Source organism: Chloroflexia bacterium SDU3-3, assembly GCA_009268125.1.
Taxonomy (GTDB): Bacteria; Chloroflexota; Chloroflexia; order Chloroflexales; family Roseiflexaceae; genus SDU3-3.
Genome location: WBOU01000018.1, coordinates 116,970 through 143,152, shown reverse-complemented (window position 1 = coordinate 143,152; position 26,183 = coordinate 116,970). Strand labels below are relative to the sequence as shown.

General features: G+C 67.5%; 18 protein-coding genes and 1 pseudogene. 9 read left to right on the top strand and 10 right to left on the bottom strand.

Annotated features, from left to right (window positions below; genetic code table 11):
- Positions 1-8 precede the first annotated feature (8 nt).
- The 6 genes from F8S13_23290 to F8S13_23265 form a co-directional block, all read right to left on the bottom strand.
- Positions 9-5,588: a DUF4157 domain-containing protein gene (locus F8S13_23290; protein KAB8140676.1), complete on the bottom strand. Its 5,580-nt coding sequence runs from the start codon at positions 5,586-5,588 to the stop codon at positions 9-11.
- A 404-nt stretch (positions 5,589-5,992) separates the two neighbouring features.
- Positions 5,993-6,751, bottom strand: coding sequence for a hypothetical protein (locus F8S13_23285; protein KAB8140675.1), 759 nt, complete (start codon positions 6,749-6,751; stop codon positions 5,993-5,995).
- 226 nt (positions 6,752-6,977) lie between these two features.
- Positions 6,978-7,406 (bottom strand): hypothetical protein, encoded by a 429-nt coding sequence (locus tag F8S13_23280; GenBank protein ID KAB8140674.1) that lies wholly within the window; start codon positions 7,404-7,406, stop codon positions 6,978-6,980.
- Positions 7,407-7,437: 31 nt separating this feature from the next.
- Positions 7,438-8,157, bottom strand: coding sequence for a YcxB family protein (locus F8S13_23275; GenBank protein ID KAB8140673.1), 720 nt, complete (start codon positions 8,155-8,157; stop codon positions 7,438-7,440).
- Between the two features lie 533 nt (positions 8,158-8,690).
- Positions 8,691-9,701 (bottom strand): AraC family transcriptional regulator, encoded by a 1,011-nt coding sequence (locus F8S13_23270; GenBank protein ID KAB8140672.1) that lies wholly within the window; start codon positions 9,699-9,701, stop codon positions 8,691-8,693.
- Entirely contained in the window at positions 9,676-10,524 is an 849-nt protein-coding gene (locus F8S13_23265; protein ID KAB8140671.1) for an SDR family oxidoreductase, read from the bottom strand. Before F8S13_23265 ends, F8S13_23270 begins: the two co-directional genes overlap by 26 nt.
- A 483-nt stretch (positions 10,525-11,007) precedes the next feature.
- Here F8S13_23265 and F8S13_23260 point away from each other — a divergent pair.
- From F8S13_23260 to F8S13_23230, 7 genes and pseudogenes are all read left to right on the top strand, one after another.
- Positions 11,008-11,250, top strand: a pseudogene (locus tag F8S13_23260) (hypothetical protein).
- 1,010 nt (positions 11,251-12,260) lie between these two features.
- On the top strand, positions 12,261-12,767 hold the full coding sequence (uraD, locus tag F8S13_23255; protein KAB8140670.1) for a 2-oxo-4-hydroxy-4-carboxy-5-ureidoimidazoline decarboxylase: 507 nt from the start codon (positions 12,261-12,263) through the stop codon (positions 12,765-12,767).
- Between the two features lie 147 nt (positions 12,768-12,914).
- The gene (gene uraH / locus F8S13_23250; protein KAB8140669.1) at positions 12,915-13,277 is read left to right on the top strand and encodes a hydroxyisourate hydrolase; all 363 of its coding nucleotides are present in this window, start codon (positions 12,915-12,917) and stop codon (positions 13,275-13,277) included.
- A gap of 3 nt (positions 13,278-13,280) precedes the next feature.
- Entirely contained in the window at positions 13,281-14,540 is a 1,260-nt protein-coding gene (locus tag F8S13_23245; protein ID KAB8140668.1) for an allantoate amidohydrolase, read from the top strand.
- Positions 14,540-15,904 (top strand): allantoinase, encoded by a 1,365-nt coding sequence (locus F8S13_23240; GenBank protein KAB8140667.1) that lies wholly within the window; start codon positions 14,540-14,542, stop codon positions 15,902-15,904. Before F8S13_23245 ends, F8S13_23240 begins: the two co-directional genes overlap by 1 nt.
- Positions 15,905-15,915: 11 nt before the next feature.
- Complete coding sequence (locus F8S13_23235) at positions 15,916-17,322, top strand: 2Fe-2S iron-sulfur cluster binding domain-containing protein (protein KAB8140666.1); 1,407 nt, start codon at positions 15,916-15,918, stop codon at positions 17,320-17,322.
- Positions 17,309-19,480 carry a xanthine dehydrogenase family protein gene (locus F8S13_23230; GenBank protein ID KAB8140665.1) on the top strand — a complete coding sequence of 724 codons (2,172 nt, stop codon included), beginning with the start codon at positions 17,309-17,311 and terminating at the stop codon, positions 19,478-19,480. Before F8S13_23235 ends, F8S13_23230 begins: the two co-directional genes overlap by 14 nt.
- Positions 19,481-19,596: 116 nt before the next feature.
- Here the strand turns inward: F8S13_23230 and F8S13_23225 are convergent, their stop codons facing one another.
- Positions 19,597-20,424, bottom strand: coding sequence for an STAS domain-containing protein (locus tag F8S13_23225; GenBank protein ID KAB8140664.1), 828 nt, complete (start codon positions 20,422-20,424; stop codon positions 19,597-19,599).
- A gap of 204 nt (positions 20,425-20,628) precedes the next feature.
- Between F8S13_23225 and F8S13_23220 the strand changes: the two genes are divergently transcribed.
- Positions 20,629-21,045 (top strand): DUF3830 family protein, encoded by a 417-nt coding sequence (locus F8S13_23220; protein ID KAB8140663.1) that lies wholly within the window; start codon positions 20,629-20,631, stop codon positions 21,043-21,045.
- 42 nt (positions 21,046-21,087) lie between these two features.
- The gene (locus tag F8S13_23215) at positions 21,088-22,452 is read left to right on the top strand and encodes an 8-oxoguanine deaminase (protein KAB8140662.1); all 1,365 of its coding nucleotides are present in this window, start codon (positions 21,088-21,090) and stop codon (positions 22,450-22,452) included.
- 287 nt (positions 22,453-22,739) lie between these two features.
- Here F8S13_23215 and F8S13_23210 read toward each other — a convergent pair whose 3' ends face one another.
- The 3 genes from F8S13_23210 to xseA all read right to left on the bottom strand — a co-directional run bounded on the left by F8S13_23210 (position 22,740) and on the right by xseA (position 26,150).
- Positions 22,740-24,632, bottom strand: coding sequence for a hypothetical protein (locus F8S13_23210; protein KAB8140661.1), 1,893 nt, complete (start codon positions 24,630-24,632; stop codon positions 22,740-22,742).
- 3 nt (positions 24,633-24,635) lie between these two features.
- Positions 24,636-24,854: an exodeoxyribonuclease VII small subunit gene (gene xseB, locus F8S13_23205; GenBank protein KAB8140660.1), complete on the bottom strand. Its 219-nt coding sequence runs from the start codon at positions 24,852-24,854 to the stop codon at positions 24,636-24,638.
- A 102-nt stretch (positions 24,855-24,956) separates the two neighbouring features.
- Positions 24,957-26,150, bottom strand: a complete 1,194-nt coding sequence (gene xseA / locus F8S13_23200) for an exodeoxyribonuclease VII large subunit (GenBank protein ID KAB8140659.1) — start codon at positions 26,148-26,150, stop codon at positions 24,957-24,959.
- Between the last annotated feature and the right edge of the window lie 33 nt (positions 26,151-26,183).

The following is a 26,183-nucleotide window of genomic DNA, read 5'->3' as shown; positions in this document are numbered from 1 at the left end:
ATATACTCCTAGAGGCATGGATTATGCATACTCTTGAACTCATTATAGTTATCCTCAGTGATCGGTGCTATCTGATTCTGCATATGGGCCTCAAACTGAGCCTTCTCCTTATTGATGTAATAGAGTTCCCATATAGCAATTTCGTAAGCAGTCCGTTCACCAAGCGGCACTCTGTCTACAGATAGGCGTGCTTTAACCTCAGGATCCCCCCAAGGCTTACCATCTATACGCTTATAAGAGCTATCTTTTAATGATTCATCAAGGTGCTGCTGGTATCTTGTATCTGGATCCTGAATAGTTTTACCAACATATATGGTAACTTCACTACCATCTGCCTGCACACATTTAATAATATAAATATATGCATTCGCTTTTTCGGTACTAGCGAAGTTCGAAAGATCATCATCAGAACCATTGTGTACAAGAACACCATCGCCACCAACAAAGTAGTTATGGGTTTCCTCAACCTCAAGGTTATAGGTTGTCGAAACCGCAGGGTATACTCGTGCTGATTTCACCACCCCGATAGTCCCATCAAGCAATCGGATGAGCATACCCGTCTCAAGCTGTGCGGCTGGCAGCCATTCCTGGGCGCTCTCTACCCAAAATGGGTGCATACGGGTAGCTGTGATTATATCATTGCCAACCTGCACATCAACGAGATGTTCGGTATGGCCTTGATACAGCTTTAAAATCAGCCTCTTCACCACCGTCTTCTGTGTAAAATCATAGGTATAGACCAGATCCCCCACACGAAGTGACTCAATAGGGCAAGAGCCATTCGGCGTATGAACAAGCGTCCCAGGAACAAAACAGGGCTTCACATCAGAACTATTATACGAATGATCGGCCCAATCACCGCCAGCAAGCTCCGGCGCGACATAGTCTTTGCCCGAATTTGCGTCGATCCAGCGCTTCGTCTTCGGATCATAGGTAATTGATGGCATGCCTTGTTTCGTCGGCTCTAAGGTGTATTCATACTTGCCATTCTTTTGCTGCGGCTTCCACTGATAGTCTTTCGGGGGGGTGACATCCGGCATAAACTGCGAAGGTGAGTCGGCATCATAGCGAAGTGGGACAAGCGAGTCTCCCTGGCCTGGGTTTCGCTTCACAATAAGCTGGCCACCATCCTTGTACCAGTAATATCCCTCAGGGGCCGCAGGAAGGCCAGCCTGCTGCGCAGCCACCGCAGCCTTCGGATCAATACCAGCAGGAGTGCCATTACTCGTAGCTTCTACGCGTACCGCTTCTAGGCGCGCTGCAAGCTCTGCCGAGGCCTTTGCTTTTGCGGTTGGGTCTGCTATCTTTGCGATGGCGTCAAGCTCTGTCCGTAGCTTGGGATCGGCCAGCAACTCCGCAGCATACTGAGTACGAATCTCGCTACATGTGGAGCAGCGTATGATACGACCATCTTTAAGGACTTTGACCTGATGCCCACCATCAAGCTCCTGCTTCGCCACCACGCCTGGCTCGATCTCAGGCTGATCATAGTGCGTGCTAGATGATGGTTCGTCCAGCTTCGGCGCGGTAGCCTCTGGCTCCTCCACCTTCGGCGCAGGACTATCAGTCTTCGGCGCATCGGCCTTTGGTGCTTCTGTATGCGGCGCGGGCGTATCCGTCTTCGGCGCAGTTGGTGTGTCGGCCTTCGGCGCGTCCACCTTCGGTGTCTCCGCGTGGGTCGCGGGCGTATCGACCTTCGGCGCATCCACCTGCGGCGCGGGCGGGGCATCCACCTTCGGCGCATCCACCTGCGGCGTCTCGTTATGCGGCGCGGGCGTGTCAACCTTCGGCGCATCCACCTGTGGGGCGGGCGGCGCGTCCACCTTCGGTGCGTCGACTTTTGGCGTCTCCACGTGCGGGGCGGGCGCGTCCACCTTCGGCGCATCTACCTGTGGTGCGGCGGCCTGGGGCGCGGGCGTGTCGACCTTCGGCGCGTCCACCTGCGGTGCGGGCGGGGCATCCACCTTCGGCGCATCGACTTTTGGCGTCTCCGCGTGCGGCGCGGGCGTGTCGACCTTCGGCGCATCCACCTGCGGCGCGGGCGGGGCATCCACCTTCGGCGCATCCACGTGCGGGGCGGCAGAAGGCGCGTCCACCTGCGGCGTGCTGACCTTCGGCACCGAAATATCCATCGCCGCGCCCACCTTCGCGCCGATCGCGCTGCCGACCGAGTCGCCAGTGCCCATCGAGCGCTGCTGGATACCCTCAATGCCCTTGCCAAACTTGCCCATCTTGGTCAGGCCGTTGGTGATCAGCGACATGCCGCCGCTCATCGCCAGGCCCGAGACCAGATCGCCCAGCGTGATCGGCTGGCCGGTGGCCAGGCTGCCCAGCACATTGCCCACGGTGTCGGCCACCATGTCCACGCCGAACTTCAGCGCGGCCTTGCCGAACGTCGAGGTGAGCGTTCCGGCCAGCGCATCGCCCGCCAGCCCGCCCACGCCGCCCAACGCGCCGCCGATCGCGCCCACGATCGCGGCCTGGACCACGCCCTCCATCAATGGCTTGCCGTCGATCAGGTTGTTGCCCATCTGGATGACCGCGCTGGAGCCTGCGCCCACAATCGCGCCGCCCACAATCGCGCCGATAGCCCCCGCCGCCGCCGCGCTGGCTCCCAGCGCGCCCGCCGCCGCGCCCACCGCGCCGATCACGAACGGCCCGACCACCAGCGCCACCACCACGATCACTGCGATGATCAGCACGATCTTCAGGATGCCCTTCCAGCGCGGCTGCTCCTGATCCGCCGCCTTGTCGGCCTCCTCGCGGATCTTGGCCCGCATGTCGTTGAGCGCCCCGCGCAGACCTTCCTGAAGGGCCGGGGTGGCCTGGGCAAATGCGGTGCTGATGTTCTGATTGACCTGCTGGAACGACTGCTCGGTGCCCTTCAGCACCTGGTCGAAACCATCGGCTGCGCTCTTCTGGATCTGGGAGGACTGCGTGGTGAAGGACTTCTCGATCTCACCAAAGGCATTTTGCGCGCCGCTCTGCAGTTGGGTCAGGCCGCTTGTCATCTGCGCGACTAGCTGGGTGGCCGCAGCAGCGCCCTGCTGCGCCGCGGTAGCCAGGCCCTGCACCACCTGGGCGCTCTGCTGGGTGAGCTGCTGCTGGGCATTAGCCACACTCTGCTGCACCTGGGCCTGCAGCGAGGCAATACCGCTGTCGATCTGGCCCATCGCCTCCGCGAGCTTGTTGCCCACCGCCTCGGGATCGGGCACCTGCACGCCCGCCAGCGCGCCCGACACGCCGCCGATCGACTCCTGCAGTCCACCGACCGCCTGCTTCACCGACCGCTGTAGGCCCGCGATGATGCCCTGTCCCGCCTGCCCGATCGCCATCGACTGCTGCTGGCCCATGGAACGCAGCCCTTGGAGCTGGCTGGCCTCCTGCGACTGCAGAGTCTGCATAGTGCTGCTCAAGCTCTGGGTGATCGATTGCAGGAACTGGGTTTTGGCCTGCATAGCCTGCTGCTTCGCCGCATCGGCGGCGGCGCGGGCCTGCTGGAGCAGCGCCTGCTGCTGCTGCTGCAGGGTGGTGAGCGCCTGGGTCTTGATGCCACTCAGGGTCGAGAGATCGCGCGGCTTGCCCTTCTGGGCCTCGTCGGCCTGCTTGTTGGCCGCATCCACCAGCCCCGGCTGGTACTGGCTGGAGACCTCGCGCGCGGCCTTGGCCCGCGCCTCGCAGCGTCGGTCGGTCAGGTCGCCATCCAGCAGGCTGTCGTCGCGGTTGATCTTGTGGCTCAGGTACTCGGCAGCCATCTGATTGCCGATGCCCACGGCCTCCTGGCCCACCTGCACGCCTGTGGCGCGATAGTCTTTATCGGCCTTGGCGTAGCTCTGGTTGAGCACCTGCACCTGGGTCTGCTCCAGCTGCTGCACGCGCTGCATCGACTGCTGGTAGCGGGTATCGATCTGCTGGGTGGTCTTGGTGAGGTTAGCCTGGATCGACGCGACCGAAGCGGCATACTTCGCCTCCACCTGCGCCCGATTGGTGGCCGCCGCGCTCTGGGCCTGCGCGCGGGCCTGGGCAAACTGGGCGCTAAGCACGGCGCACTGCTCCTGCACACCTGCCTGGATGGTGGCCTGGGCGCTGGCCACCGGCCCCTGGATCTGCGCCGCCGCCGTCTGGCCCAGCGCCAGCGCGCCCTGCACCCGACCGGTGGCATTGGCCATGAATCCGCTCACCATGCCCTGGCACTGGCTGCGCATCTGCTCGATCTGGGCCTGCAGCTCCGCCGGGTCGACCTCCTGCTCGTCGCCAGTGCCATCGCTGGGCGGCGGGCCGCTCTCCTTGCGGAAGACGCTGGCATCTGGCCCATCGGCATCGTGGCGCTTGGGCTTGAGGCCCGCCTGCTTCATCACGCTCTCGATGTCCAGCGGGGCCAGCTCGGCGGGCTGGCCAGCCAGCTTGGCGGTAGCCTCCTGGGCGCTGGCCAGTTCGGCACCGGCGGCGGCGGCCTTCTCGCCAGCCTGGACCTGGGCCGCCTGGGCCTCGGCCATGCCATCCTGAGCGGGCGCGGGCTGCTTGGCGTCGGCGGCGGGCTGCTTGGCGTCGGCGGCGGGCTGCTTGGCGTCGGCGGACAGCATCTGGCCGCCCAGCTTCTGGGCCTGCTCCTGCAGGGCCTGACGTGGGCCGCCTTCGGCGGCCTTCTGCACCGACTGCGCCAGCGGCTCGCCCGCGCCCGCTTCCTCGGCGGCGGGGCTGGTGCGCCTGCTGGTGTCGGCCTTGGCCTTCACCTCGGCACCGGGGGGATTGCCCTGCGCCTGGGCTGCGCCCTCGGCGGCCTGGGCAGAACCCTCGGCGGCGGGCTGACCGGGCGCGGGCTGCTCGGCGGCGGGGGCGGCGGTCTCGCCCGCATGGTCGGGCGTCTTGCGCTGGATGCGCTTGGTAGCCACGCCGCCGGTCTGCTGGATGGTGTGGGTCAGCTCGTGGGCCAGCAGCTTGCGGCCCTCGGCGCTGCCTGGCTGGTACTCGCCAGGGGCGAAGGCGATGCTGTTGCCCACCGTGAAGGCGCGCGCGCTCAGGTCTTTCGAGGCGTCAGCGGCGTTCTGATCGCTGTGGATGCGGATCTTGCTGAAGTCGTGGCCCATCTTGCGCTCGAAGAAGGCCTGCTCGCTGGCGGGCAGCGGCGCGCCGCCGCCCGACTGCATGGAGGCAATGCGCTCTTCGGCCACCGGCCCAGCCTCGGCCCCGCCGCTGCGCTGGAGCTTGCCGCCTGTGGCCGCGCCCGCGCTCGGCTGCTCGGTCGTCGGCTCCTCGGGGTCGCGCATCACCTCCTCGGCCACGCGGTCGGCCTCCTGCTCGAAGGCGTCGCCGGGGGTGTTGACGGTGAGCTTGGCCTGCACCGGCGGCGTCCCTGGTGCAGCAGCCACACCCACCCCGCCGCCAGCCCGCAGCGGCACGCTGCCGAAGCTATGCCGCAGGGTGGGGACCGCCTGCTGGGAATCCTGCTGCGGTGCCGCCTCTGCGCCCGTGCGATCGATCTCCGCCACTCCAAATCCCTGTGAGATATCCGCCGACTCAGGCTGCGCCAGCGTAGGCTCATTGGCAAGATCAGGAGTACGTTTTCGAGAGCGCGTCGAGTAGGTCATCGCAGGGCTCCTCGTTCAGATGATCCCAAGACTCTATTAAGATTGAACAATATGTTGGGTGATTTAACAGGGTGAGTATACACTAGCCCTGTACAAGAATCAATCCATCTTGAATCTGGTTTTTCAATTGAAGAAGATAATAGGGCACTAGAACCATTTATCCCTTACACCGCGCCTAGCAGAGCCGCAGAGAGCAGGCCTTTTCTCAAAGATAAACGTGCGGTGGCATCGCTCTTGGGGTCTGCATCTTCGGTTCGTCGCGGGGTGCCACACACGTGGAGACATTAGCCAAGAGCGCCTAGGCATCTATCTTGCGCGCGACATACAAGCGCCGCCGCCAGCACACTGAACGGCGGCGCTCGGCCCAGGAGTCACAATAGTAGGCAGCAATATCAACAGCCGCGCTACCGATACGCCATCCGCATGGGCGCGGCAGCCCGCAGCGCCTCGGCCACGGCCTGGCTGGCAGGCCCGCCGCCTGCGGTCATGGCCAGGGCCAGCTGGCGAAGCACCCTGCGGCTGTGCGACTGGGTCTCAAGCAGCTGGCAGGCGTACCCAGCGGCGGCCTCGTCATCCACATGCGCCAGCGGCACCAGCAGGCAGGCCAGCTGGAAGCCCAGGTCGAAGGGCGGCTGCTGGTCGCGCAGCAGCGGCAGGCAACGCTCGAAGGCGGCGCGCAGGTCGACGTGCAGCAGCTGCGCGGCATCCGAGCTGCCGACGGCTATGGCCAGCGTGCGGTCGAAGTAGTAGCCGTGGTAAATGCGCAGCATGGCCCGCAGCGCCGCCACGCGTAGGTAGCGCGTCCCCGGCGTCAGGCCCGAGGCCGCGCCGCGCCCCACCGCATCGGCCAGAGTCTCGAAGGCCGCATCGGTGCCGCTGGCCGGGTGATAGACCACCGGCTCGCCTGCCCATGGCGTGCGATCTGGCGCGGTGGCCCAGCCGATCAGCGTCTGGAAGCCCAGCTCGTGCCCCCACGCGGTCAGCGCGGCGCAGGCCAGCAGCGCGTGGTAGGGCGACCCGCCGCGCACCACATCGCCCAGGCCAGCGATACGATCATCTAGGCCGCCATCCAGGCCGTCGCGCACCACATCCTGAAAGGCGGACCTGCTCCCATCCCTTCCGGTGAAGAGGAGTTGCTCGGCATACGTCGTTGTGATGCCCATGGGTCGCTCCTTGTCGAAAATGCTGCCGTCGTGGGGTTGCTGTGCCATAACGTGCCATATAATCCAAGATCATCGCTATTATAGCCTAGGGAGAAGGCGCTTGGCTATAGGGGTTTTCCTATTCCTGAAGCGGCAGCCTTTTTGTTTTCCGTGGGCATCGTAGGGTATCATAGCAAAAGAGCGCCTACTGACAGGGCATACATTGCACCTCGGTACGGGCGTAGGGTCACACCACCCACAGCCCCAGCGCGCCGTCGCGCTCTAGCGTGGCGCGCGGCCCCTCGCCCAGCACCCGCAGCGCGTAGCCCCTGGCGTAGCGCCGCCCCATGTGGGCGTTCCAGACCACGTGCGTCCGATCCGGCGTGATGTGGAAGCTGATCAGCCCATCCCCCCAGAACATGCCCGACTCCTCGCGGTTGAGGACAAAGGCCCGCCCCGCTGGCAGCGGCACCAGCGCCGCGCCATCATAGGCCCACAGCATGTCGGCGGGGCCTGCACACGTCAGCAGATCCGCTGTGCAGCGGGCGTGCCGCTGGATGTAGAAACGCCCCGGCGGCGTGCCGCGCGTGCCGCCGCCCTCGCCCTGCACGCCCACCCATGCCCGCTCCACCTGCTGAAAGATCAGGCCGTGCAGCCAGTCGGCCTCCCAATCCATGATGTCCCCCGATCCTCCAATGAATGCGGCGCTAGGCCGACCACGATCCATAGGCCGGATCTTGCTCCAGCACGGCGGCCCGACCCTGGCCCGTCACGCGCAGCACGCGGCCGCGCGCGTGCTTCCGGCCCATATACATGTTCCACACCACATGCCGCCCATCGGGGCGGATGTGCAGCATCAGCACGCCATCCGCCCAGTATCCCCCCCGCTCGTTCTGGTCGACAGTGAACGGCAGCCCGCCTGGCAGCGCCAGCAGCAGCGATCCATCGTATAGCCACAGCCGCTCGACCGCCCCCGTGCAGTAGGCCAGATCATCCGAGCAGGCCGTATGCTCCTGGATGTACCAGCGCACGGGCGGCTCGCCGGGCATCCCCATGGCGCTGGCCTGCACCTCCTGCCATGCCCGCCGTAGCTCGGGCAGCAGCAGGCCGTATACGCCAGAACACTCCCACGGCACCCCATCGGCGCGCGCCGTCACGCTAGAAAGGTGCGCGACAGCGGGCGGCGGTGGCACCGCATCCCCATACCGCTCATGCCTGCCTGCCGCAACAATCAGCCTGTGCATAAATCGCTCGCGCTGCATCTGCGTGGCGAAGGCCCGCTTCGCGATCCAGATCTCCTTGCCGCCATCCACCACCACAAAGTACAGGTCGGGCGACTCCAGCACGCGCTGGATCATCCAGATCGGGGTGCGATCCTCGCCGCGCTCGCTCACGTGGACCAGCTCCTGCCAGGTCTGCATCAGCATGTGCGGGCCAAGGTGCTCGCGGTAGCGCCCGCGCTGTATCGCAATGCGGACAGCGGCGGGGATGTAGGGGGGAAGAAGTAGGCCAAGCCAAATCGCGATGACAAAGACGATAGGGACGACGCTTATGAATAATTCCGTGCTTGGCGCTTCGGCAAGTACCGACACAGCCATCACCACCGCCATAGCCGCAAAACCGCCGCCCAGCACCAGGCGCGCTTTCTTGGCATTCTTCTTCCGCCGCGAATCCGCCACGTGGCGGTTCCATGTAAAAATATCGCCCTCTTCGAGCGTGTATGCGATATGCACAGCGATCTCGCGCTAATATACGGCAACCTACCGCGCATGCATGATCGAAGCTGCCGCAGAGCACAGACTGACAGCAGAGCGCGGGAGCTACCCCGCTATCATACACCACAAGCTGAGAGCGCCGCGTGCAGGTAAGCATCCAAAGCAGGGTCTATGGGTTGTGTGTGATGCCGTTTTGTGTCTTGGTGGTCAGTATTTTCTGCCGACCAAGGGTGCATAGCCCCCGGCTAGGGCCGCGCGCGATTGGCCGCGCGCCACTGCCCAGGCGTGGTGCCCTCCCACTGGTGGAAGGCGCGGTGAAACGAGCTGGCCTCCTCGTAGCCCAGCAGGAAGGCGATCTCGCTCAGCTCCAGCGCCGAGCCGCGCAGGTAGTGCCGCGCCATGTCGCGCCGCGCCTGCTCCAGCACCTGCTGGAATCCCAGGCCCTCGCTGGCCAGCCAGCGCTGCAGCGTGCGCACGCTCACGCCCAGCTCGTCGGCCACGGCCTGCAGGGTGGGCTGCTGCCCGGCCAGCCTACTGCGCAGCAGCGCACGCACCCGCTCGCCCAGCGGCTGCGGGGGCTGGCTGGCCCGCAGCTCGGCCTCCAGCTGCGGCTCGATCAGGGCCAGCAGCTCGGGGTTGAACATGGCGAAGGGCGCGTGCATCACCGCCCCGGCGTAGGCCATGGCGTCGCGCTCGGCCTCGAAATCCACCGGGCAGCGGAAGAAGCCCTCGTACAGGGCGCGGTCGCGCGGCGGGCGGCGCAGCGCCACCCGCGCGGGGTAGAGCGGCTCGCCCGCGCCGTGCCGCCCCAGCTCGACAAACGACGCGAACATCGCGTCGATCAGCAGCGTGGGCGGCGGCTCGCGCGTGGCCGTCCACGCCACTGTCAGCCGCCACAGGTCGCCATCCTGAGCCACCGCTATCTGCTCCGAGCAGAACAGCCGCTTGTAGCGGGCGATCTTCAGCAGGCCCTCGTAGAAGCTGCGCGCCGAGAACGCCGTGATCGCGATCGGGTCGTACGGCCCGCCCAGCACTGCGCCGGCCAGCCGCAGCCCCAGCGCGGGGTCGGTGTTCAGCTCGCCCACCGCCCGCCAGAGCGCAAACCACTGCGCCGTGCTCACCACCACGCGATCCTGCGCGAACAGGGCCTGCGGCACCCTGGCCCGCTGGCAGATCGCGGCAAACGGCACGCCCAGCGCATCCAGCCGCGCGGGCAGAAAATGCGTGACCCTAATCTGATCCGCCGCTGCTTCCATAGCCAAAGTACGACCTCATAAATGCGATATAGTCATCTTCCGACAGCTCGCGGCGGGCCTTCACAAAGCCCCGCTCGTCGCTGCCGATCAGGTAGCGCAGCCGCGTGCTGCCGTCGGTGGCGGCCTGCCAGATCAGCTCGGCCACCTCCTCGGCGCGGATGAGCTTGGCCGAGGCCATGGCGGCAAACGTCGCGCCCATGCGTGTGACAAAGGCATTGTACCCCGCCAGCGCCGGGTCGTGGGCGAAATCGCCGGAGGAGCGCTCGCCAAAGCGGGTCTGGCCCACGCCGCCGTGCGGGATCACCTGCTTCACCAGAATGTTCTGGTCGGCCAGCTCGTACGAGAGCGACTCGGCAAAGCCCTCCAGCGCGAACTTGCTGGCGTTGTACATGGTCATCATCGGCAGCCCAAAGATGCCCGCGCCCGAGCTGACGTTGATGATCGTGCCCGCGCCATTTGCGCGGAAGTGCGGCAGGATGGCGCGGATGCTGTCCATCACGCCGAACAGGTTCACCGCAAACTGCCGCTGGATCTGCTCGTGGGTCAGCGCCTCGAAGATGCCATACTGGCCGTACCCGGCGTTGTTCACTAGCGCGTCGATGCGCCCGAAGCGCGCGATGCCCTCCGCCACCGCCCGCTCGATGCTGGCCGGGTCGGTCACATCCAGCGGCAGCAGCAGCACCCCTTCCAGCCCCGCCAGCTCGTCCTCGGGCGCGGGGCTGCGCATGGTCGCCACCACATTCCAGCCGCCGCTGGCGAAGCGCCGCGCCGTCGCCCGCCCGATCCCCGACGAGCACCCCGTGATCAATATCGTGTGGGCCACTGTTGCTGTCCTTCCATAATCTCGCCAGGCCCAGGTAGCCCGGACACGCACAGTATAGGCAGGGGCACGGCGGCGGGCATTCGCAGAAGACGCCAGATCATTGTCCGATCACGCCAGGGGAACGCACGAGTGAGCCAGGTGAGCGCTCGATGAAGCATTCAGAAAAAATCGCCCCGCCTCGTGCGCAGCCGCCTCGTCGCTACGGTCTCGATTATGGCCAGAAGCCCCCATCGCACACCTTCGCCGGATGGGAAAGGTGGGTGAACAGATCCATTGCTGTTTTTTGCTGTTGGCGCATATGGCGATCACGGTGCGGCTGGCGCGGGTGCTGTATGCTTGAGCTGTTTTGGCCTTGGTTTTGTTTACCTCGACCCTCATCAACACAGCTCTGACCTTCGTCAACACAGCTCTGACCTTCGTCAACACAGCTCTGACCTTCGTCAACACAGCTCTGACCTTCGTCAACACAGCTCTGACCTTCGTCAACCCATCCCTGACCCGCGTCAACCTGTCCCTGACCTGCGTCAACCCGTCCCTGACCCGCGTCAACCCATCCCTGACCTGCGTCAACCCATCCCTGACCCACGTCAACCCATCCCTGACCTGCGTCAACCCATCCCCGACCCACGTCAACCCGTCCCTGACCCGCGTCAACCCATCCCTGACCCGCGTCAACCCATCCCTGACCCACGTCAACCCGTCCCTGACCCGCGTCAACCCATCCCTGAGGGCATGCAATAGGTTGAGATCGGGGCGACCGCCTGCGGCTTCGATCATGATGGTTCCTCACGGTTGGTGGGTGGATGCCCTGCACGGGCGGCGACGAGGGGCCTGCCCTTCGTAACCCCGCGAGGGGGAGATGCCCTCACATGATGTCACTTTTGCAGCGTTCCCAGGTCTGTTTGGCAACCATATGGGATCGATGGCCGTGAATCACATTGCCGTCATCGCCCCTCGACCCGATGCCCGCGATGATCCACAAGGGGTGTAGGGGCGGATCTTGTGTCCGCCCCATCGATGTGCGCCGCCCACATCGAATTCCGAATCCGATGATTTCGGCGCGTGACGATGCGCTCCGTGCCGCGTTTCATCGCCCATATCGTGGGGTCGTTCGATGCTGGCGCTGGCTACGGCGCGGGCGGGCACCAGACCCGCCCCTACCGCAATGAATGACATGGCTGGCGCGGCATCACCTGCCGATGGTGCCACTTGGGCAGGCGCGCTATTACCTGGCATGGCTCGGCACGCACGATGGTGCGTTTTGCCGCTTGCAAATGCCCCGCCCAAAAAAGTGACACCCCGCGAGGGGGCGATGCCCCCTTCGAACCCCCAATTTGAGGTGTTCCTGTGGCGAAAACTGGCGGCTCGTATTCGTGCATAGGACCATTAAAACGATAGCGGCACCTTCGCCGCAGGGGCCGGGTGGGTAGGGTGAAGCGCTCTCATCCGCTCGCTTGCCCATCATCATCGATTCCTCAGCCGGTCAGCCCGACCGGGCAACGCGCAAAGCATTTCCCCTGCTCTCTTGGTGCCTTGGGGCCTTGGTGGTAAAACAGGGTGGGCGCGGGTGATACAAAAGCCCGCTGGCCTGATACCTTTATGCACTGACAGCGCCCGAGGCATGGGCTACTATCCCCCATACACCAAACAGCAACCAGCACAGCGCAGCCATCCCAGCCACGCAGGGATGAACGATCCCCAGGCCAGGGGCGGCGAGAAGCAGAAAGGGAGGCGGCGTGCTCACCATCGATGAGATCAACCAGCTCGACGACGAGCGCTTTATCGCGACGTTCGGCCCGCTCTTTGAAGGCTCACCCTGGATCGCCGCCGAGACCTGGAAGCGCCGCCCGTTCGCGAGCGTGGCCGCGCTGCACCGCGCCCTGGTGGACACGGTGGCCAGCGCGCCCATCGAGCGCCAGCTGGCGCTCATCCGCGCCCACCCCGACCTGGCGGGCAAGGCCGCCATGGTCGGCGCGCTCACCGCCGAGTCGACCCGCGAGCAGGCCGCCGCCGGGCTAAGCCAGCTGACCCCCGAGGAGTTCGCCAGCTTCAATCGCCTGAACGACAGCTACCGCCGCCGGTTCGGCTTCCCCTTTATCATCTGCGCCCGCGAGCACAGCAAGAGCAGCATCCTGATGGCCTTCGCCGACCGCCTGGGCAACAGCGTGCAGGCCGAGATCCTGACAGCGCTGGGCGAGATCGCCAAGATCGCGCGGCTGCGGCTGGCCGACCTGGCAGGCTGAGAGGTGCCGTTTACCACGAAGACACGAAGACGCGAAGGCCGGGAAGAACCGTTTACCACCAAGGCTCCAAGACTCCAAGATTCTTGAGACGGGCTGAGACGTCACCATTTTTGCATGAGCAATAGGCGCAGCGAAGAGAGAGGGGCTATGGAAGGACGGCTGACCACCCACGTGCTGGATACGGCAAACGGCTGCCCCGCCGCTGGGATGCAGATCGCGCTCTGGCGGATCGCGGACGGCGAGGGCGCGACCAAGCTGCTGGCCGAGGTGCGCACCAACGCCGACGGGCGGCTTGACGCGCCGCTGCTGGCGGGGCCGACCATGGCCGCAGGAACCTACGAGCTGGTGTTCGACGTGGCCGCCTACTTCGCCGCGCGGGGCGCGGCCCTGGCCGAGCCACCGTTTCTCAGCCACGTGCCCATCCGCTTCGCCATCGCCGACGCCGCCGCGCACTACCACGTGCCGCTGCTGGTCTCGCCGTGGGCCTACAGCACCTACCGAGGGAGCTAGCCCATGGCGCAGCACAGCACACAGCCCGCCGCCTACGCCCCGCAGGTAATGGCGCGCTGCAGCGCGCTGGGCGAGATCAGCGAGGAGGCGGGCAGGCTCACGCGGCGCTTCGCCACGCCCGCGCTGGAGGCGGCCATGCTGGCGGCGGCGGCCTGGATGCGCGGCGCGGGCATGACGGTGCGACGCGACAACATCGGCAACCTGATCGGGCGCTACGAGGCCGACCGACCGGGGGCCAAGACGCTGCTGCTGGGATCGCACCTGGACACTGTGCGCGACGCCGGGCGCTACGATGGCCCGCTGGGCATCCTGGTGGCGCTGGCCTGCGTGCAGCAGCTGGCCGACAGCGGCACGCGCCTGCCCTTCGCGATCGAGATCGTGGCCTTCGCCGACGAGGAGGGCGTGCGCTACCACACCGCCTACCTGGGCAGCAAGGCCTTCATCGGCCAGTTCGACGCCCAGCTGCTGGCATCCATTGATGAGGACGGCATCTCGCTCTCCGAGGCCATCCGCCGCGCTGGCGGCGACCCCGCCGCGCTGGCCCGCGACGCCCGCGCCAGCCACGACCTGCTGGGCTACTGCGAGGTGCACATCGAGCAGGGGCCGGTGCTAGAGGCGCTGGATCTGCCGGTGGGGGTGGTCACATCGATCGCGGGGCAGAGCCGGTTCGCGCTGAGCTTCAGCGGTGCGGCGGGGCACGCGGGCACGGTGCCCATGCGGCTGCGCCACGACGCGCTGTGCGCCGCCGCCGAGTTTGTGCTGCTCACCGAGGCGCTGGCCTGCGAGACCAAGGGGCTGGTGGCCACGGTGGGGCAGCTGTGGGCCGCGCCGGGAGCCAGCAACGTCATCCCCGGCCATGTGACGCTGAGCCTGGATGTGCGCCACCAGGATGACGGGGTGCGGCTGGCCGCCATCGAGTACCTGCGGCAGCAGGCGGCGGATCTGGCCGAGCGGCGCGGGGTGGCGCTGGAGTGGGAGAAGGTGCAGGAGAACCCCTGCGTGCCCTGCGACGGCGCGCTGACGGCCCAGCTAGAGCGAGCCATCGAGGCCTGCGGCCTGCGCGCCCACGCCCTGCCCAGCGGCGCGGGCCACGACGGGGCCATCCTGGCCTCGGCCATGCCGATCGCGATGCTGTTCGTGCGCTGCGCGGGCGGCATCAGCCACAACCCCGCCGAGTCGGTGCGCGAGGAAGATGCGGCGGCAGCCATCGAGGTGCTCGCGGCCATGCTTGCGGGCATGGCGCGGACGCGAAAGGAAGGGTGATGACCCGCTACGACACGATCATACGCGGCGGCAGGCTGGCCGCCGCCCCCGGCGAGCCTGCCGACATCGCGATCGCGGGCGGCGCGATCGCCGCAATCGGCCCGGAGCTGGCGGGCGATGCGGGCGAGACCATCGACGCCAGCGGGCAGCACGTGCTGCCCGGCGGCATCGACGCGCACGTGCACCTGAACGAGCCGGGGCGCACCGAGTGGGAGGGCTTCGCCAGCGGCACGCGGGCCTTGGCGGCGGGCGGCATCACCAGCTTCTGCGAGATGCCGCTGAACGCCCACCCACCCACCTGCGACGCCGCCAGCTTCGCCGCCAAGCTGGCCGCCGCCGAGCGGTCGAGCCTGATCGACTTCGCGCTGTGGGGCGGCCTGACGCCCGAGAACCGCGATCAGCTCGATGAGCTGGCGGCATGCGGCGTGATTGGGCTGAAGGCGTTTATGTCAAACAGCGGCACCAGCGACTTCAGCGCCGCCGACGATCTGACGCTCTACGAGGGCATGCAGGTGGCCGCGCGCCACGGGCTGCTGGTGGCGGTGCACGCCGAGAGCAACACCATCACCGCCGCGCTGGCCCAGCGTGCCCAGGCCGAGGGCCGCACGGGCGTGCGCGACTACCTGGCCTCGCGCCCGATCATCGCCGAGCTGGAGGCGATCAACCGCGCGATCTTCCTGGCCGAGCAGACCGGCTGCGCCCTGCACATCGTGCACGTGAGCAGCGGCGCAGGCGTGGCCGCCGTGGCCGAGGCGCGGGCGCGCGGGGTCGATGTCTCGTGCGAGACCTGCCCGCACTACCTAGTGCTGACCGAGGACGACGTGGAGCGGATGGGCGCGGTGGCCAAGTGCGCCCCGCCGCTGCGGCCCCAGGCCGAGCAGGATGCGCTCTGGGCCCAGATCGCCGCTGGCACGCTGCCCATGGTCGCATCCGACCACTCGCCCGCCCCACCCGACATGAAGACCAGCGATAACTTCTTCGCGGTGTGGGGCGGCATCGCGGGCGCGCAGTCCACCATGGCGCTGATGATCTCCGAGGGCCACCTGCGGCGCGGGCTGCCGCTGGCGCTGCTGGCCGAGATCACCGCCGCCTTTGTGGCGCGGCGCTTCCGGCTGGCCCCGCAGAAGGGCGCGCTGGCCGTGGGGGCCGACGCCGACCTGGCGCTGATCGACCTGGGCGCGAGCGCGACCCTGCGCGCCGACGACCTGCACTACCGCCACAGGATCAGCCCCTACATCGGCATGGCAATGCAGGGCACGATCGCCCGCACGATCGTGCGCGGCACCACCGTGGCCCGCGATGGGGCGATCGTCTCCCCGCCGATCGGCAGGCTGCTGCGGCCCCTGGCAGCGACGGCAGACTAGAGGACAACGCTATGTGGGAACACTACTACCAACCAGCAACGCTCGACGAGGCCCTGCCGCTGCTGCGCGATCATGCGGGCGCGGCGCGGATCGTAGCGGGCGGCACCGATGTGATGGTCGAGCTGTCGCGCGGCGTGCGGCCAACCAGCGCGCTGATCGACATCAGCCAGCTGCGCGAGCTGGCCTACATCCGCGAGGATGCGGGCCTGCTGCGGATCGGGGCCTTGGCCACCCATAACGACGTGATCGCCAGCGCCGCATGCGTGGCCCGCGCGCTGCCGCTGGCCCAGGCCTGCTGGGAGCTGGGCGCGCCGCAGATCCGCACGCGGGCCACGGTGGCCGGGAACCTCGTCACCGCCTCGCCCGCCAACGACACGATCAGCCCGCTGATGGCGCTGGGGGCCGAGCTGGTGCTGGCCAGCGCGGCGGGCGAGCGCACAGTGCCGCTCCACGCGTTCTACACCGGCTTCCGCCGCACCGCGCTGCGCCCCGACGAGCTGCTGCGCGAGATCCGCGTGCCCACGCTGGGCGAGCGCTCGCGCGGGCTGTACCTAAAGCTCGGGCTGCGCCGCGCCCAGGCGATCTCGGTCATCCATCTGGCCTTCGCGCTAGAGTTCGAAGAGGACATGCGCCACATCCGCACGGCACGGATCGCGCTGGGATGCCTCGCGCCCACCGTGGTGCTGGCCAGCGCCGCCAGCGCCTACCTGGCGGGGCGGGAGCTGGACGAGGCGACATGCGCCGAGGCGGCGCGGCTGTGCGCCCAGGGTGCCCAGCCGATCGGCGACGTGCGCGGCTCCGCCGACTACCGGCTGCTGGCGCTGCGCAATATGGCCGCCGACGGCCTGCGGCAGCTGGCCGAGGGCCGCGAGCGCGAGCTCTGGCCCGCCCAGCCGGTGCTGCTGGAGAGCGACCGCGCCGCGACCGCCGCCACGCCCCGCGCGGGCGGGATCGTCGAGGCCGTGCGCACCACCATCAACGGCCAGCCCCACACGCTGGTGGGCGCGCAGGCCAAAACCCTGCTCGACGCCCTGCGCGACGACGCCGGGCTGACCGGCACCAAGTCGGGCTGCGCCGAGGGTGAGTGCGGGGCCTGCACCGTGTGGCTGGATGGCAAGGCGGTGATGTCGTGCCTCACCCCCGCCGCCCAGGCCAACGGCGCGCACGTCACCACCATCGAGGGGCTGGGCAGCCCCGACGAGCTGCACCCGCTGCAGAGCGCCTTCATCCGCAACGCCGCCGTGCAGTGCGGCTACTGCATACCGGGCATGCTGATGGCGGGCGCGAAGCTGCTGGATGAGCAGCCCTGCCCCAACCGCCAGCAGGCCCAGTGCGCGCTGAGCGGCAACATCTGCCGCTGCACCGGCTACCGCAAGATCCTTGATGCCGTAATGGACGCAGCCCATGAACAAGCCTAACAACCCCAAACAAGAAAGCCTGATCGGCGCATCGCTGCCCCGCCCCGACGCGCTGCGCAAAGTCACCGGCGCGGCCACCTACCCCGGCGACCTGGTGCGCGAGGGCATGCTGCACCTCGCGGTGGTGTTCGCGCACCGCCCGCACGCCCGCATCCTGTCGATCGACAGCGGCGCGGCGCTGGCCCACCCCGGCGTGGTGGCCGTGCTCACCGCCGCCGACGTGCCCTTCAACGCCTACGGCCTGATCGAGCGCGACCAGCCGGTGCTCTGCGCCGACACCGTACGCTTCGAAGGCGACAAGGTGGCGCTGGTGGTGGCCGAGAGCAGGGCGGCGGCGGCGGCGGGCGCGCAGCTGGTGCAGGTGGCCTACCAAGACCTGCCCGCGATCACCGACCCGCGCGCGGCCATGGAGGTGGAGGCCGTGCAGATCCACCAGGGCCACAGCAACGTGCTGGCCCACATCCCCATCCGCCGTGGCGACGCCGAGCGGGCGCTGCGCGAGGCCGACGTGGTGGTGGAGGGCGAGTACCACACCACCTGGCAGGAGCACGCCTTCCTGCAGCCCGAGGCGGGCGTAGCCCACATCGACGAGCATGGCAACCTGGTGCTGGAAACCGCAGGCCAGTGGCTGCACGAGGACCGCCGCCAGATCGCCGAGATCCTGCAGATCCCCGAGCAGCGCGTGATCATCCGCTACGCCTCAATCGGCGGTGCGTTCGGCGGGCGCGAGGACATGTCCATCCAGCACCTAGCCGCGCTGGCCGCCTGGAAGCTGCGCCGCCCGGTGGCGATTGTGTGGAGCCGCGAGGAGTCGATGGTGGGCCACCACAAGCGCCACCCGATCAGCCTGCGCTGCACCTGGGGCGCGATGCGCGACGGCACCATCGTGGCCGCCAAGGCCGAGCTGCTGGCCGACGGCGGGGCCTACGCCTCCACCAGCGTCGAGGTGATCAAGATCGCCACACTGCTGGCCACCGGCACCTACCGCATCCCCAACGTCGCGCTGGATGGCTACGCCGTCTACACCAACAACATCCCCAGCGGGGCTTTCCGGGGCTTCGGCGCGCCCCAGGCCCAGTTCGCCAGCGAGCTGATGCTGGCGCGGCTGGCCGAGGCGCTGGGCATGGACGCGCTGGAGCTGCGGCGCAAGAATATCTACCGCGAGGGCGATATCGAGCCGAGCGGCGACACGCTGCCAGCGGGCGTCAGCGCGCTGCCCGTGCTAGAGGCCTGCGCCGCCGAGATGGAGCGCCGCATGCAGCAGCCGCGCCCGCCAGCGCGCCCAGGGGTGCGGCGGGCCTGGGGCTTCGCCAGCGGGATCAAGAACGTGGGCTACTCGTTCGGCTACCCCGAGCAGGCCACCGCCACCGTGGAGCTGCACGGCCAGGCCAGCGTCGAGCGGGCCGTGGTGCGCGTGGGCGCGGCGGATGTGGGCCAGGGCGCGCACCTCGCGCTGCGCCAGATCGCCGCCGAGCGGCTGGGCCTGCCGCTAGCCCATGTGCAGATGATCACCGACGACAGCAGCCAGGCCCCCAACGCAGGGAGCGCATCGGCGTCGCGCATGACGCTGATGGGCGGGCGGGCCGTGCACGACGCCTGCGCCGCCGCGCTCACGCGCTGGCAGGAGGAGGATCGCCCGGCCATCGCCACCGCACAGTACCGCCCGCCCGCCACCACACCGCTGCACCCCATCACCGGCGAGGGCAGGCCCAACTACTGCTACGGCTACGTCTCGCAGGCCGTGGAGCTGGAGGTCAACACCCTCACCGGGCAGGTGCAGGTGCTCACAATCATCAGCGCGCACGACGTGGGCAAGGCCATCAACAAGCAGCAGGTCGAGGGCCAGATCGAGGGCTGCCTGGCCCAGGCGCTGGGCTACGCGCTGATGGAGGATTTTCAGGTGAAGGGCGGGAAGGTGCTCACGCCGAGCTTCAGCACCTACCTGCTGCCCACCGCGCTGGACATGCCCACCGAGATCGTGCCGATCATCCTTGAGCTGGCCGACCCCAATGGCCCCTACGGCGCGCGCGGCATGTCCGAGATGGGGCTGGTGCCCTTCGCGCCCGCCGTGGCCGACGCCATCCACCGCGCCACCGGGGTGTGGCTGCACCACCAGCCCATGACACCCGAGCGCGTGCTGCGGGCACTGGAGGGGTAACGAATATCACGAAGATGCGAAGGCGCGAGGTTTTGAAGAGAAAAGCCACAAGGCGCGGAAAAGCCAGCGCCCCACGGGCAAACCCGCAGGGCGCTGGCAAGAGAAGGGGGGAAATTCTAGCGCTGGCGAAGCGCAAACGCAATGCCCGACTGTAGCGAGCTGAGCGTCACAATGCTGCTCAGGTCGACGCCCAGGCCCACCAGCGTCTGGGCCACCTCGGGGCGGATGCCAGTGAGCACCACCTTCGCGCCCAGCAGCTTCACGGCCTGGGTGGCGTGCAGCAGCGCATTGGCCACCTGCGTATCTACGATGGGCAGGCCGGTGATGTCGATAATCACAAACTGGGCTGCGTAGGTCGTCACGCCCGTCAGCAGCTCCTGCATGATCATCTCCACCCGCCGCGAGTCGATCGCGCCGATCAGCGGCATCACCACAGTGCTCTCGCTGATCTGCAGCAGGGGCGAGGACAGCTCGACCAGCACCGCGTTCTGGCTGGCGATGATCCGGTCCTTCTCCTCCTGATCGCGCTGCTCGCGCTCTTTCTGCTCGGTGATGTCGACGACAATATTCACCGTGCGCACCAGCTGGCCACCATCGTCGAACAGCGGGACGATCTGGCCGCGCAGCCACATGGGGCCAGCCGGCGTCTGGGCCAGCAGATCGCCCTCCACCATGGCGCGGGTGCGGGCGCTCTCCTCGGTCTGGGCCACAATCCACTCGACCGAGGCGGGCGGCATGAACTCGCCGATCTCCTTGCCCAGCAGCTGCGTGCGATCCTCGCCGAAGCTGCGGGCGGCCATAGCGTTCATGCCCGACAGCCGATAGCGCGTGGGGGCGAGCACATCGAACACGAGCAAGATCATCGGCAGGCTATCGAAGATGGACTGCTGGGCATCGATCATGGCAAGCAGCTCATCTGGGCTTGAGGCATGAGAAGGGAACATAGCACATCTCTCGTTTATTCGATATAGAGCCGGTTTCGCAAGTTGTCACTCTCTATTGTACGAATAACGATACGGGTTAAGATCACCTATATCGGCTCAACTGGCGCACATTTTGAGAAAGAAAGCTGCGGTACACTGTGGCGGCGCGGCATATATTGCCACCTGCCCATCTGCCGCTATACTATGAGCGAAGGAGAATCGCCCATGACCACGCTGAAGATCACCGCTGGCCCATTCACCTACACCGCCCGCCTAGAGGAGGAGCTGGCCCCCGAGACCTGCGCCGCATTCCTGAAGCTGCTGCCCTACCACCAGAAGCTCATCCACTGCCGCTGGAGCGGCGAGTCGTGCTGGATCCCGCTGGGCGACTTCCAGCTGGGCGTCGGCTTCGAGAACCACACCAGCCACCCCTCGCGCGGCGACATCCTGTTCTACCCCGGCGGCTTCAGCGAGACCGAGATCCTCTTTCCCTACGGAAGCGCGTGCTTCTCCAGCAAGGTCGGCCAGCTGGCCGGGAACCACTTCCTGACGCTGCTGGATGGCCACGAGCAGCTGCCCGCCATGGGCAAGCTGACGCTGTGGGAAGGCGCGCAAGACATCGTGTTTGAGCTGGCGGAGTAGCCGCAGCCACGCCGCGCTACCCGCCAGCGAGGAAGGACAACTATGGCAACCCTTTTGGTACGCAACGCGGCCATGCTCGCCACGATGGATGACGCGGGCACCACCTACGCCGACGGCGGCATGTACATCGTGGATGGCGCGATCGAGCAGGTGGGGCACAGCGCCGACCTGCCGCAGCAGGCCGACACGATCATCGACGCCAGCGACATGGTGATCCTGCCCGGTCTGGTCAACACCCACCACCACTTCGTGCAGACGCTGACGCGCAATGTGCCAGGGGCGCAGGACGCGGTGCTCTTCAACTGGCTGCGCACGCTCTACCCGATCTGGGCGGGGCTGACGCCCGAGGCCATCCAGGTGAGCACCAAGGTGGCGATCGCCGAGCTGATGCTCTCGGGGTGCACCACCACCAGCGACCACACCTACATCTGGCCCAACGGCGCGCGGCTGGATGACCAGATCGAGGCCGCGCAAGACATGGGCGTGCGCTTCCACGCCACGCGCGGCTCGATGTCGGTGGGCGTATCGAAGGGCGGCCTGCCGCCAGACCACGTGGTGGAGAGCGAGGAGTTCATCCTGCGCGACTCGCGGCGGCTGATCGAGCAGTACCACAACCCCAAGCGCTACTCCATGCTGCGCGTGGTGCTCGCGCCCTGCTCGCCCTTCACCGTCTCGCCCGACCTGATGCGGCAGAGCGTGGAGCTGGCCCGCAGCTACGGCGTGCACTCGCACACCCACCTGGCCGAGACCCGCGACGAGGACGACTACTGCCGCGAGCACTTCGGGCGCAGCCCTGTGGAGCTGGCCGAAGACCTGGGCTGGGTGGGGCCGGATGTGTGGCACGCCCACATGGTGCACCCCAGCCCCGACGAGGTGACGCGGCTGGGCCGCACCCACACCGGCGTGGCACACTGCCCCACATCCAACATGCGGCTGGCCTCGGGCTTCGCGCCGCTGCGCGGGCTGGTGCGGGCCGGGGCCAGGGTGGGCCTGGGCGTGGATGGCTCGGCGTCCAACGATGGCTCGCACCTGCTAGCCGAGGCCCGGCAGGCGCTGCTGCTGCACCGCGTGCTGGGCGACCCCGCCGCGCTCACCGCGCGCGAGGCGCTGCGCCTGGCCACGCGCGGCGGTGCCGAGGTGCTGGGCCGCGACGACATCGGCGTGCTGGCCCCCGCCATGGCCGCCGATTTCATCGGCTACCGGCTCGACACCCTGGGTTTCGCGGGCGGCGCAGTGCACGACCCGCTGGCCGCACTGGTGTTCTGCCAGCCGCCCATGGTCGACCTGAGCGTAATCAACGGCGTGGTGCGCGTGCAGGAGGGCCAGCTGCTCGGCATCGAGCTGCCCTCGCTCATCCAGCGCCACAACCAGATCGCGCGGGCTTTGGTGCGCGGCGAGCTGAGCTAGCGGCGCGGCCCAGCGGCGTAAACAGGGGGCGTCGGAGCCAGGGAACCCTGGCTCCGTGCTTGTCAGCCTACCTTAGGGGATCGAAGGCGGCAACGCCCTCAGCAGGTTTCGATGCTATCGATGCGAGCAGCGCGGGCGGGCACGCGACCCGCCCCGACAGCACCGATGACCTTGTTGGCCTAGCATAGCCGCAACAGCGCCGAAGGGCCGCCTAGCGGCAGAGCATACCATGCACAAAGGGGGAGGCCGCATATGCGGCCTCCCCCTTTGTGCGCTTGTGCCCCGCCCTAGCGCAGCGCAAACATATAGACAAACAGCACCAGCATCTGGAAGATCGCCGGGATGGCACCGCCCAGCAGCAGCTGGCTGCCGCGCCAGTCGTAGAGCGTGCCCCACAGCCCCGCCGCCAGCATGAACGACCAGCCGATCGCGCCTAGCCACAGCAGCGCGGGCAGCGCCGGGACGCCCAGCAGCGTGAGGATCAGCGCGCCCAGCAGCGGCAGCGCGCGCGGGATCTGCGTGGTGGGGTAGAGGTAGAAAGGCCGGTGCCCCTCCTCGCCGCCGCCCGACATCTCGTCGTACGTCTCGGCCGCCAGCGCCACCACCGGCCACTCGATCATGCCGATCACCACAATCAGCAGGCACATCACGATCAGGGCTGGGCTGGGCAGCAGCGCCCGGTGGATGGAGCGCTCGGCGAAGCCCAGCAGCGCGGGCAGCACCGCGAGCCACAGCATGGGGTTGGCCGCGCGCAGCAGGCGCGGCGTGCTGATCGCGGTGGTATCGTTGGTCTCGCGGATGTCCTCGATCTGGCGGTCGATCGACGCGGCGGCCCGCATGCTGGTGAACAGCAGCGGCGAGTAGGCGTCGCTCTGGAAGATCGGCGAGTCATCCAGATCAACCTGGCCGCTCTGATTCCGCGTCACCTCCAGCACCACGCGCTGCAGCAGCGGCTCGAACGAGCTAATCGCCGAGGTGAGCAGCACGCCCGGTTTGAACGAGCCATCGTAGAGCAGGCTGGCAAACCGCGTGGATGGCGGCAGCCCGCCGCTGGCCTGGATCAGCACCACCTGGCTATCTTCCGAAAGCTCGGTCACCTTGATCGCCGCGATCCGCGCCCAGGGCAGCACGATCCAGCGATTGAAGTGGCGCACCGCCAGCCCCTCGGCCCGCGCCTCGATCTCGGGCAGGGTGTGGCGCAGCGCGATCAGCAAGCTAAACATCGCGATCGCCATCAGGTGGGCGGCCACCAGCAGCCACCACGGCGCGAGCGTCTGCTGCTGGGTCACCATCAGGCGGTCGAAGACCGGCAGCCGCAGCAGATCGGTGAAGGTGAGCGCCAGGAACTCCAGCCAGTAGATCACATAGCGCACCAGCGTGAGCACGGCCAGCAGCATCGCACCCCAGGTGAACAGGCCCGAGATCCGCGCCGGGTAGCTGCCGCGGATGGGCCCAGAGACCGGCCCAGCCGAGAAGGCCACACCCTCCTCGCTGCTATCGCGGCGGCTGAAAAACGACGCCGGGCCAAGCATAAAGCGGAACAGCGGCGAGGCGGTGTTCTCCTGCAGCTTGACCGTGTTGATGCGGTCGAGGGCCCGGGCCACACGGTCGGTCTCGCTGAGCAGCGTCTTCACCAGGCCGTCGAAGTTCTGGATGGCCGAGGTGATCAGGAAGCCGCGCCGCAGGCTAAAGCGGTAGAGGAAGCCATAGAGCCGATGCCAGCCGGTCAGGTAGTCCTTGCTGGCCTCGGCAAACAGCACGAAGCGCTCGGCCCCAAAGTCCTCGGTCACCTTGATCGCCGTCAGCGACTCCCAGGGGATGGGCAGCCAGCCGCCAGAGAACTCCACCAGCATGCCGCGCGGGCTGGTGCGGATGGTGGGCAGGCTGTTGCGGGCCAGCAGCGAGAACAGCAGGGCCAGCATCCACCATGTGAGCGAGGGCAGCAGCGCGGTGGGGCTGAAGAGGCCATGGTTGGTCGCGCCGCCGCCCAGCGCCGTCACCACATCGGTGAACCAGGGCAGGTAGCGCGAGATCGACAGATCTAAATCGTAGGTAGACCAGATGTAGCGCAGTATATCGCGCCCAGCGAGCAGCGTCGTGCCGCCCACAAGCAGGGCACACAGCACCTCGATCGAAAACGTAATCCAGCGCGGGTAGCGGTGTGTCTGTTCGGCAACCATCGATTACTCCTCGGAGCTGGCGGCCCCCCCAATGCGAAGCTCTTGGATGCGCAGCTCGGCGGCGTCGAGCAGCTGCTGGCAGGTGGCGGCCAGCCGCGTGCCCTCCTCGTAGAGCGCCATGGCCTCGGCCAGCGGCAGCTCGCCCGCCTCCAGCCGCGCCACGATCTCCTGCATGCGGGTGTAGCAGGTCTCGTAGGTCTGCACCTCGGTGGGTGTTGTCATGTCATTCCTCGTATGCCTATGCCATAACAACCAGGCGCGGCCCAGTGCATTGGGAAGCCAGAAAAAGTCCTGTATGCACTCTAGTTGGCCTGCGGGGGGTTGTCAAGCCTGCGAATCGGAAGATGCCCCAAAAGTACCATGGCGCACCGTAATCTCCAGCGGCTCGCCGGGGGCGACCTGCGCGGGGTCGGTCACCACCGCGCCATCGGCCAGGCGGCGCACCACGGCGTAGCCGCGATCGAGCGTGGCCTGGGGGCTGAGCGCGGTCAGGTGGGCGCGCAGGCCATCCACGCGCGCGCGGCCCAGGCTGATCCGGTGGCCCAGCGAGGCCGCCATGCGCCGCTGCAGGTTGTCGATGGTCTGGCGGTCGCGCATCACGCGGGCCAGCGGCGAGGCCGACTCCATGCGGCGGCGCACGCCCGCCACCTCGTCGCGGGCCTGGCGGATCTGCTCGCGCAGGGCCTGCTCCATGCGCAGGCGCATGTCCTCGGCGGCGGCGGCCAGCGCGTCGATCTCGGGGGCCACCAGCTCGGCGGCGGCGCTGGGCGTGGGGGCACGCAGGTCGGCCACGTAGTCGATGATCGTCACGTCGGTCTCGTGGCCCACGCCGCTGATCACCGGCACCGGGCTGGCGTAGACCGCCCGCGCCACCACCTCCTCGTTGAAGCACCACAGATCCTCGGCGGAGCCGCCGCCGCGCGCCACGATGATCACATCCACCGCCTGATCGTACAGCGCGTAGAGCGCCTCCACCACCGAGTCGGCGGCGCCGTCGCCCTGCACCTTGCAGGGGGCCAGCACCAGCTGGGCCAGCGGGTAGCGCCGCCGCAGCACGTTCTCGATGTCGCGGATGACCGAGCCGGTGGGCGAGGTGGCCACGCCGATCCGGCGTGGCAGTCCGGGCAGCTCGCGCTTGCGCGAGGCGTCGAACAGACCCTCTGCGCCCAGGCGCGCCTTCAGCTCCTCGAAGCGGGCGTGCAGCAGGCCCACCCCAGAAGGGCGGATCATGTCGACATACAGCTGCAGCTTGCCGCTGGCCTCGTAGAAGCCCACCCGCCCGTGGGCCAGCACGGCCTCGCCATTCTGCGGGCGGTAGCCGATCCGCGCCACGTTCGAGCGCCAGCACGCCGCCGCCAATGTGGCCTCGCCCTCTTTCAGCGAGAAGTACCAGTGGCCCGACGACGCCTGCTTAAAGTCGAAGATCTCGCCCTCGACCCACACATCGCTGAGGATGGGGTCGGCGTCGATCAGCTCGCGCAGGTAGCTGTTCAGATGAGAGACCGAAAGAATCTGCATAGAAAAAAAGATGCAGCGGCACAGGCAGCCCTG

Excerpts from the sequence above, each read along its gene's own strand:
- F8S13_23285 (KAB8140675.1), bottom strand. The coding sequence starts at position 6,751 with ATGGGCATCACAACGACGTATGCCGAGCAACTCCTCTTCACCGGAAGG.
- xseA (KAB8140659.1), bottom strand. The coding sequence starts at position 26,150 with ATGCAGATTCTTTCGGTCTCTCATCTGAACAGCTACCTGCGCGAGCTG.
- F8S13_23245 (KAB8140668.1), top strand. The coding sequence starts at position 13,281 with ATGGCGCAGCACAGCACACAGCCCGCCGCCTACGCCCCGCAGGTAATG.
- F8S13_23270 (KAB8140672.1), bottom strand. The coding sequence starts at position 9,701 with ATGGAAGCAGCGGCGGATCAGATTAGGGTCACGCATTTTCTGCCCGCG.
- F8S13_23230 (KAB8140665.1), top strand. The coding sequence starts at position 17,309 with ATGAACAAGCCTAACAACCCCAAACAAGAAAGCCTGATCGGCGCATCG.
- F8S13_23215 (KAB8140662.1), top strand. The coding sequence starts at position 21,088 with ATGGCAACCCTTTTGGTACGCAACGCGGCCATGCTCGCCACGATGGAT.
- uraH (KAB8140669.1), top strand. The coding sequence starts at position 12,915 with ATGGAAGGACGGCTGACCACCCACGTGCTGGATACGGCAAACGGCTGC.
- F8S13_23225 (KAB8140664.1), bottom strand. The coding sequence starts at position 20,424 with ATGTTCCCTTCTCATGCCTCAAGCCCAGATGAGCTGCTTGCCATGATC.
- F8S13_23290 (KAB8140676.1), bottom strand. The coding sequence starts at position 5,588 with ATGACCTACTCGACGCGCTCTCGAAAACGTACTCCTGATCTTGCCAAT.
- F8S13_23235 (KAB8140666.1), top strand. The coding sequence starts at position 15,916 with ATGTGGGAACACTACTACCAACCAGCAACGCTCGACGAGGCCCTGCCG.
- F8S13_23275 (KAB8140673.1), bottom strand. The coding sequence starts at position 8,157 with ATGCTGATGCAGACCTGGCAGGAGCTGGTCCACGTGAGCGAGCGCGGC.
- F8S13_23240 (KAB8140667.1), top strand. The coding sequence starts at position 14,540 with ATGACCCGCTACGACACGATCATACGCGGCGGCAGGCTGGCCGCCGCC.
- F8S13_23220 (KAB8140663.1), top strand. The coding sequence starts at position 20,629 with ATGACCACGCTGAAGATCACCGCTGGCCCATTCACCTACACCGCCCGC.
- F8S13_23210 (KAB8140661.1), bottom strand. The coding sequence starts at position 24,632 with ATGGTTGCCGAACAGACACACCGCTACCCGCGCTGGATTACGTTTTCG.
- xseB (KAB8140660.1), bottom strand. The coding sequence starts at position 24,854 with ATGACAACACCCACCGAGGTGCAGACCTACGAGACCTGCTACACCCGC.
- F8S13_23280 (KAB8140674.1), bottom strand. The coding sequence starts at position 7,406 with ATGGATTGGGAGGCCGACTGGCTGCACGGCCTGATCTTTCAGCAGGTG.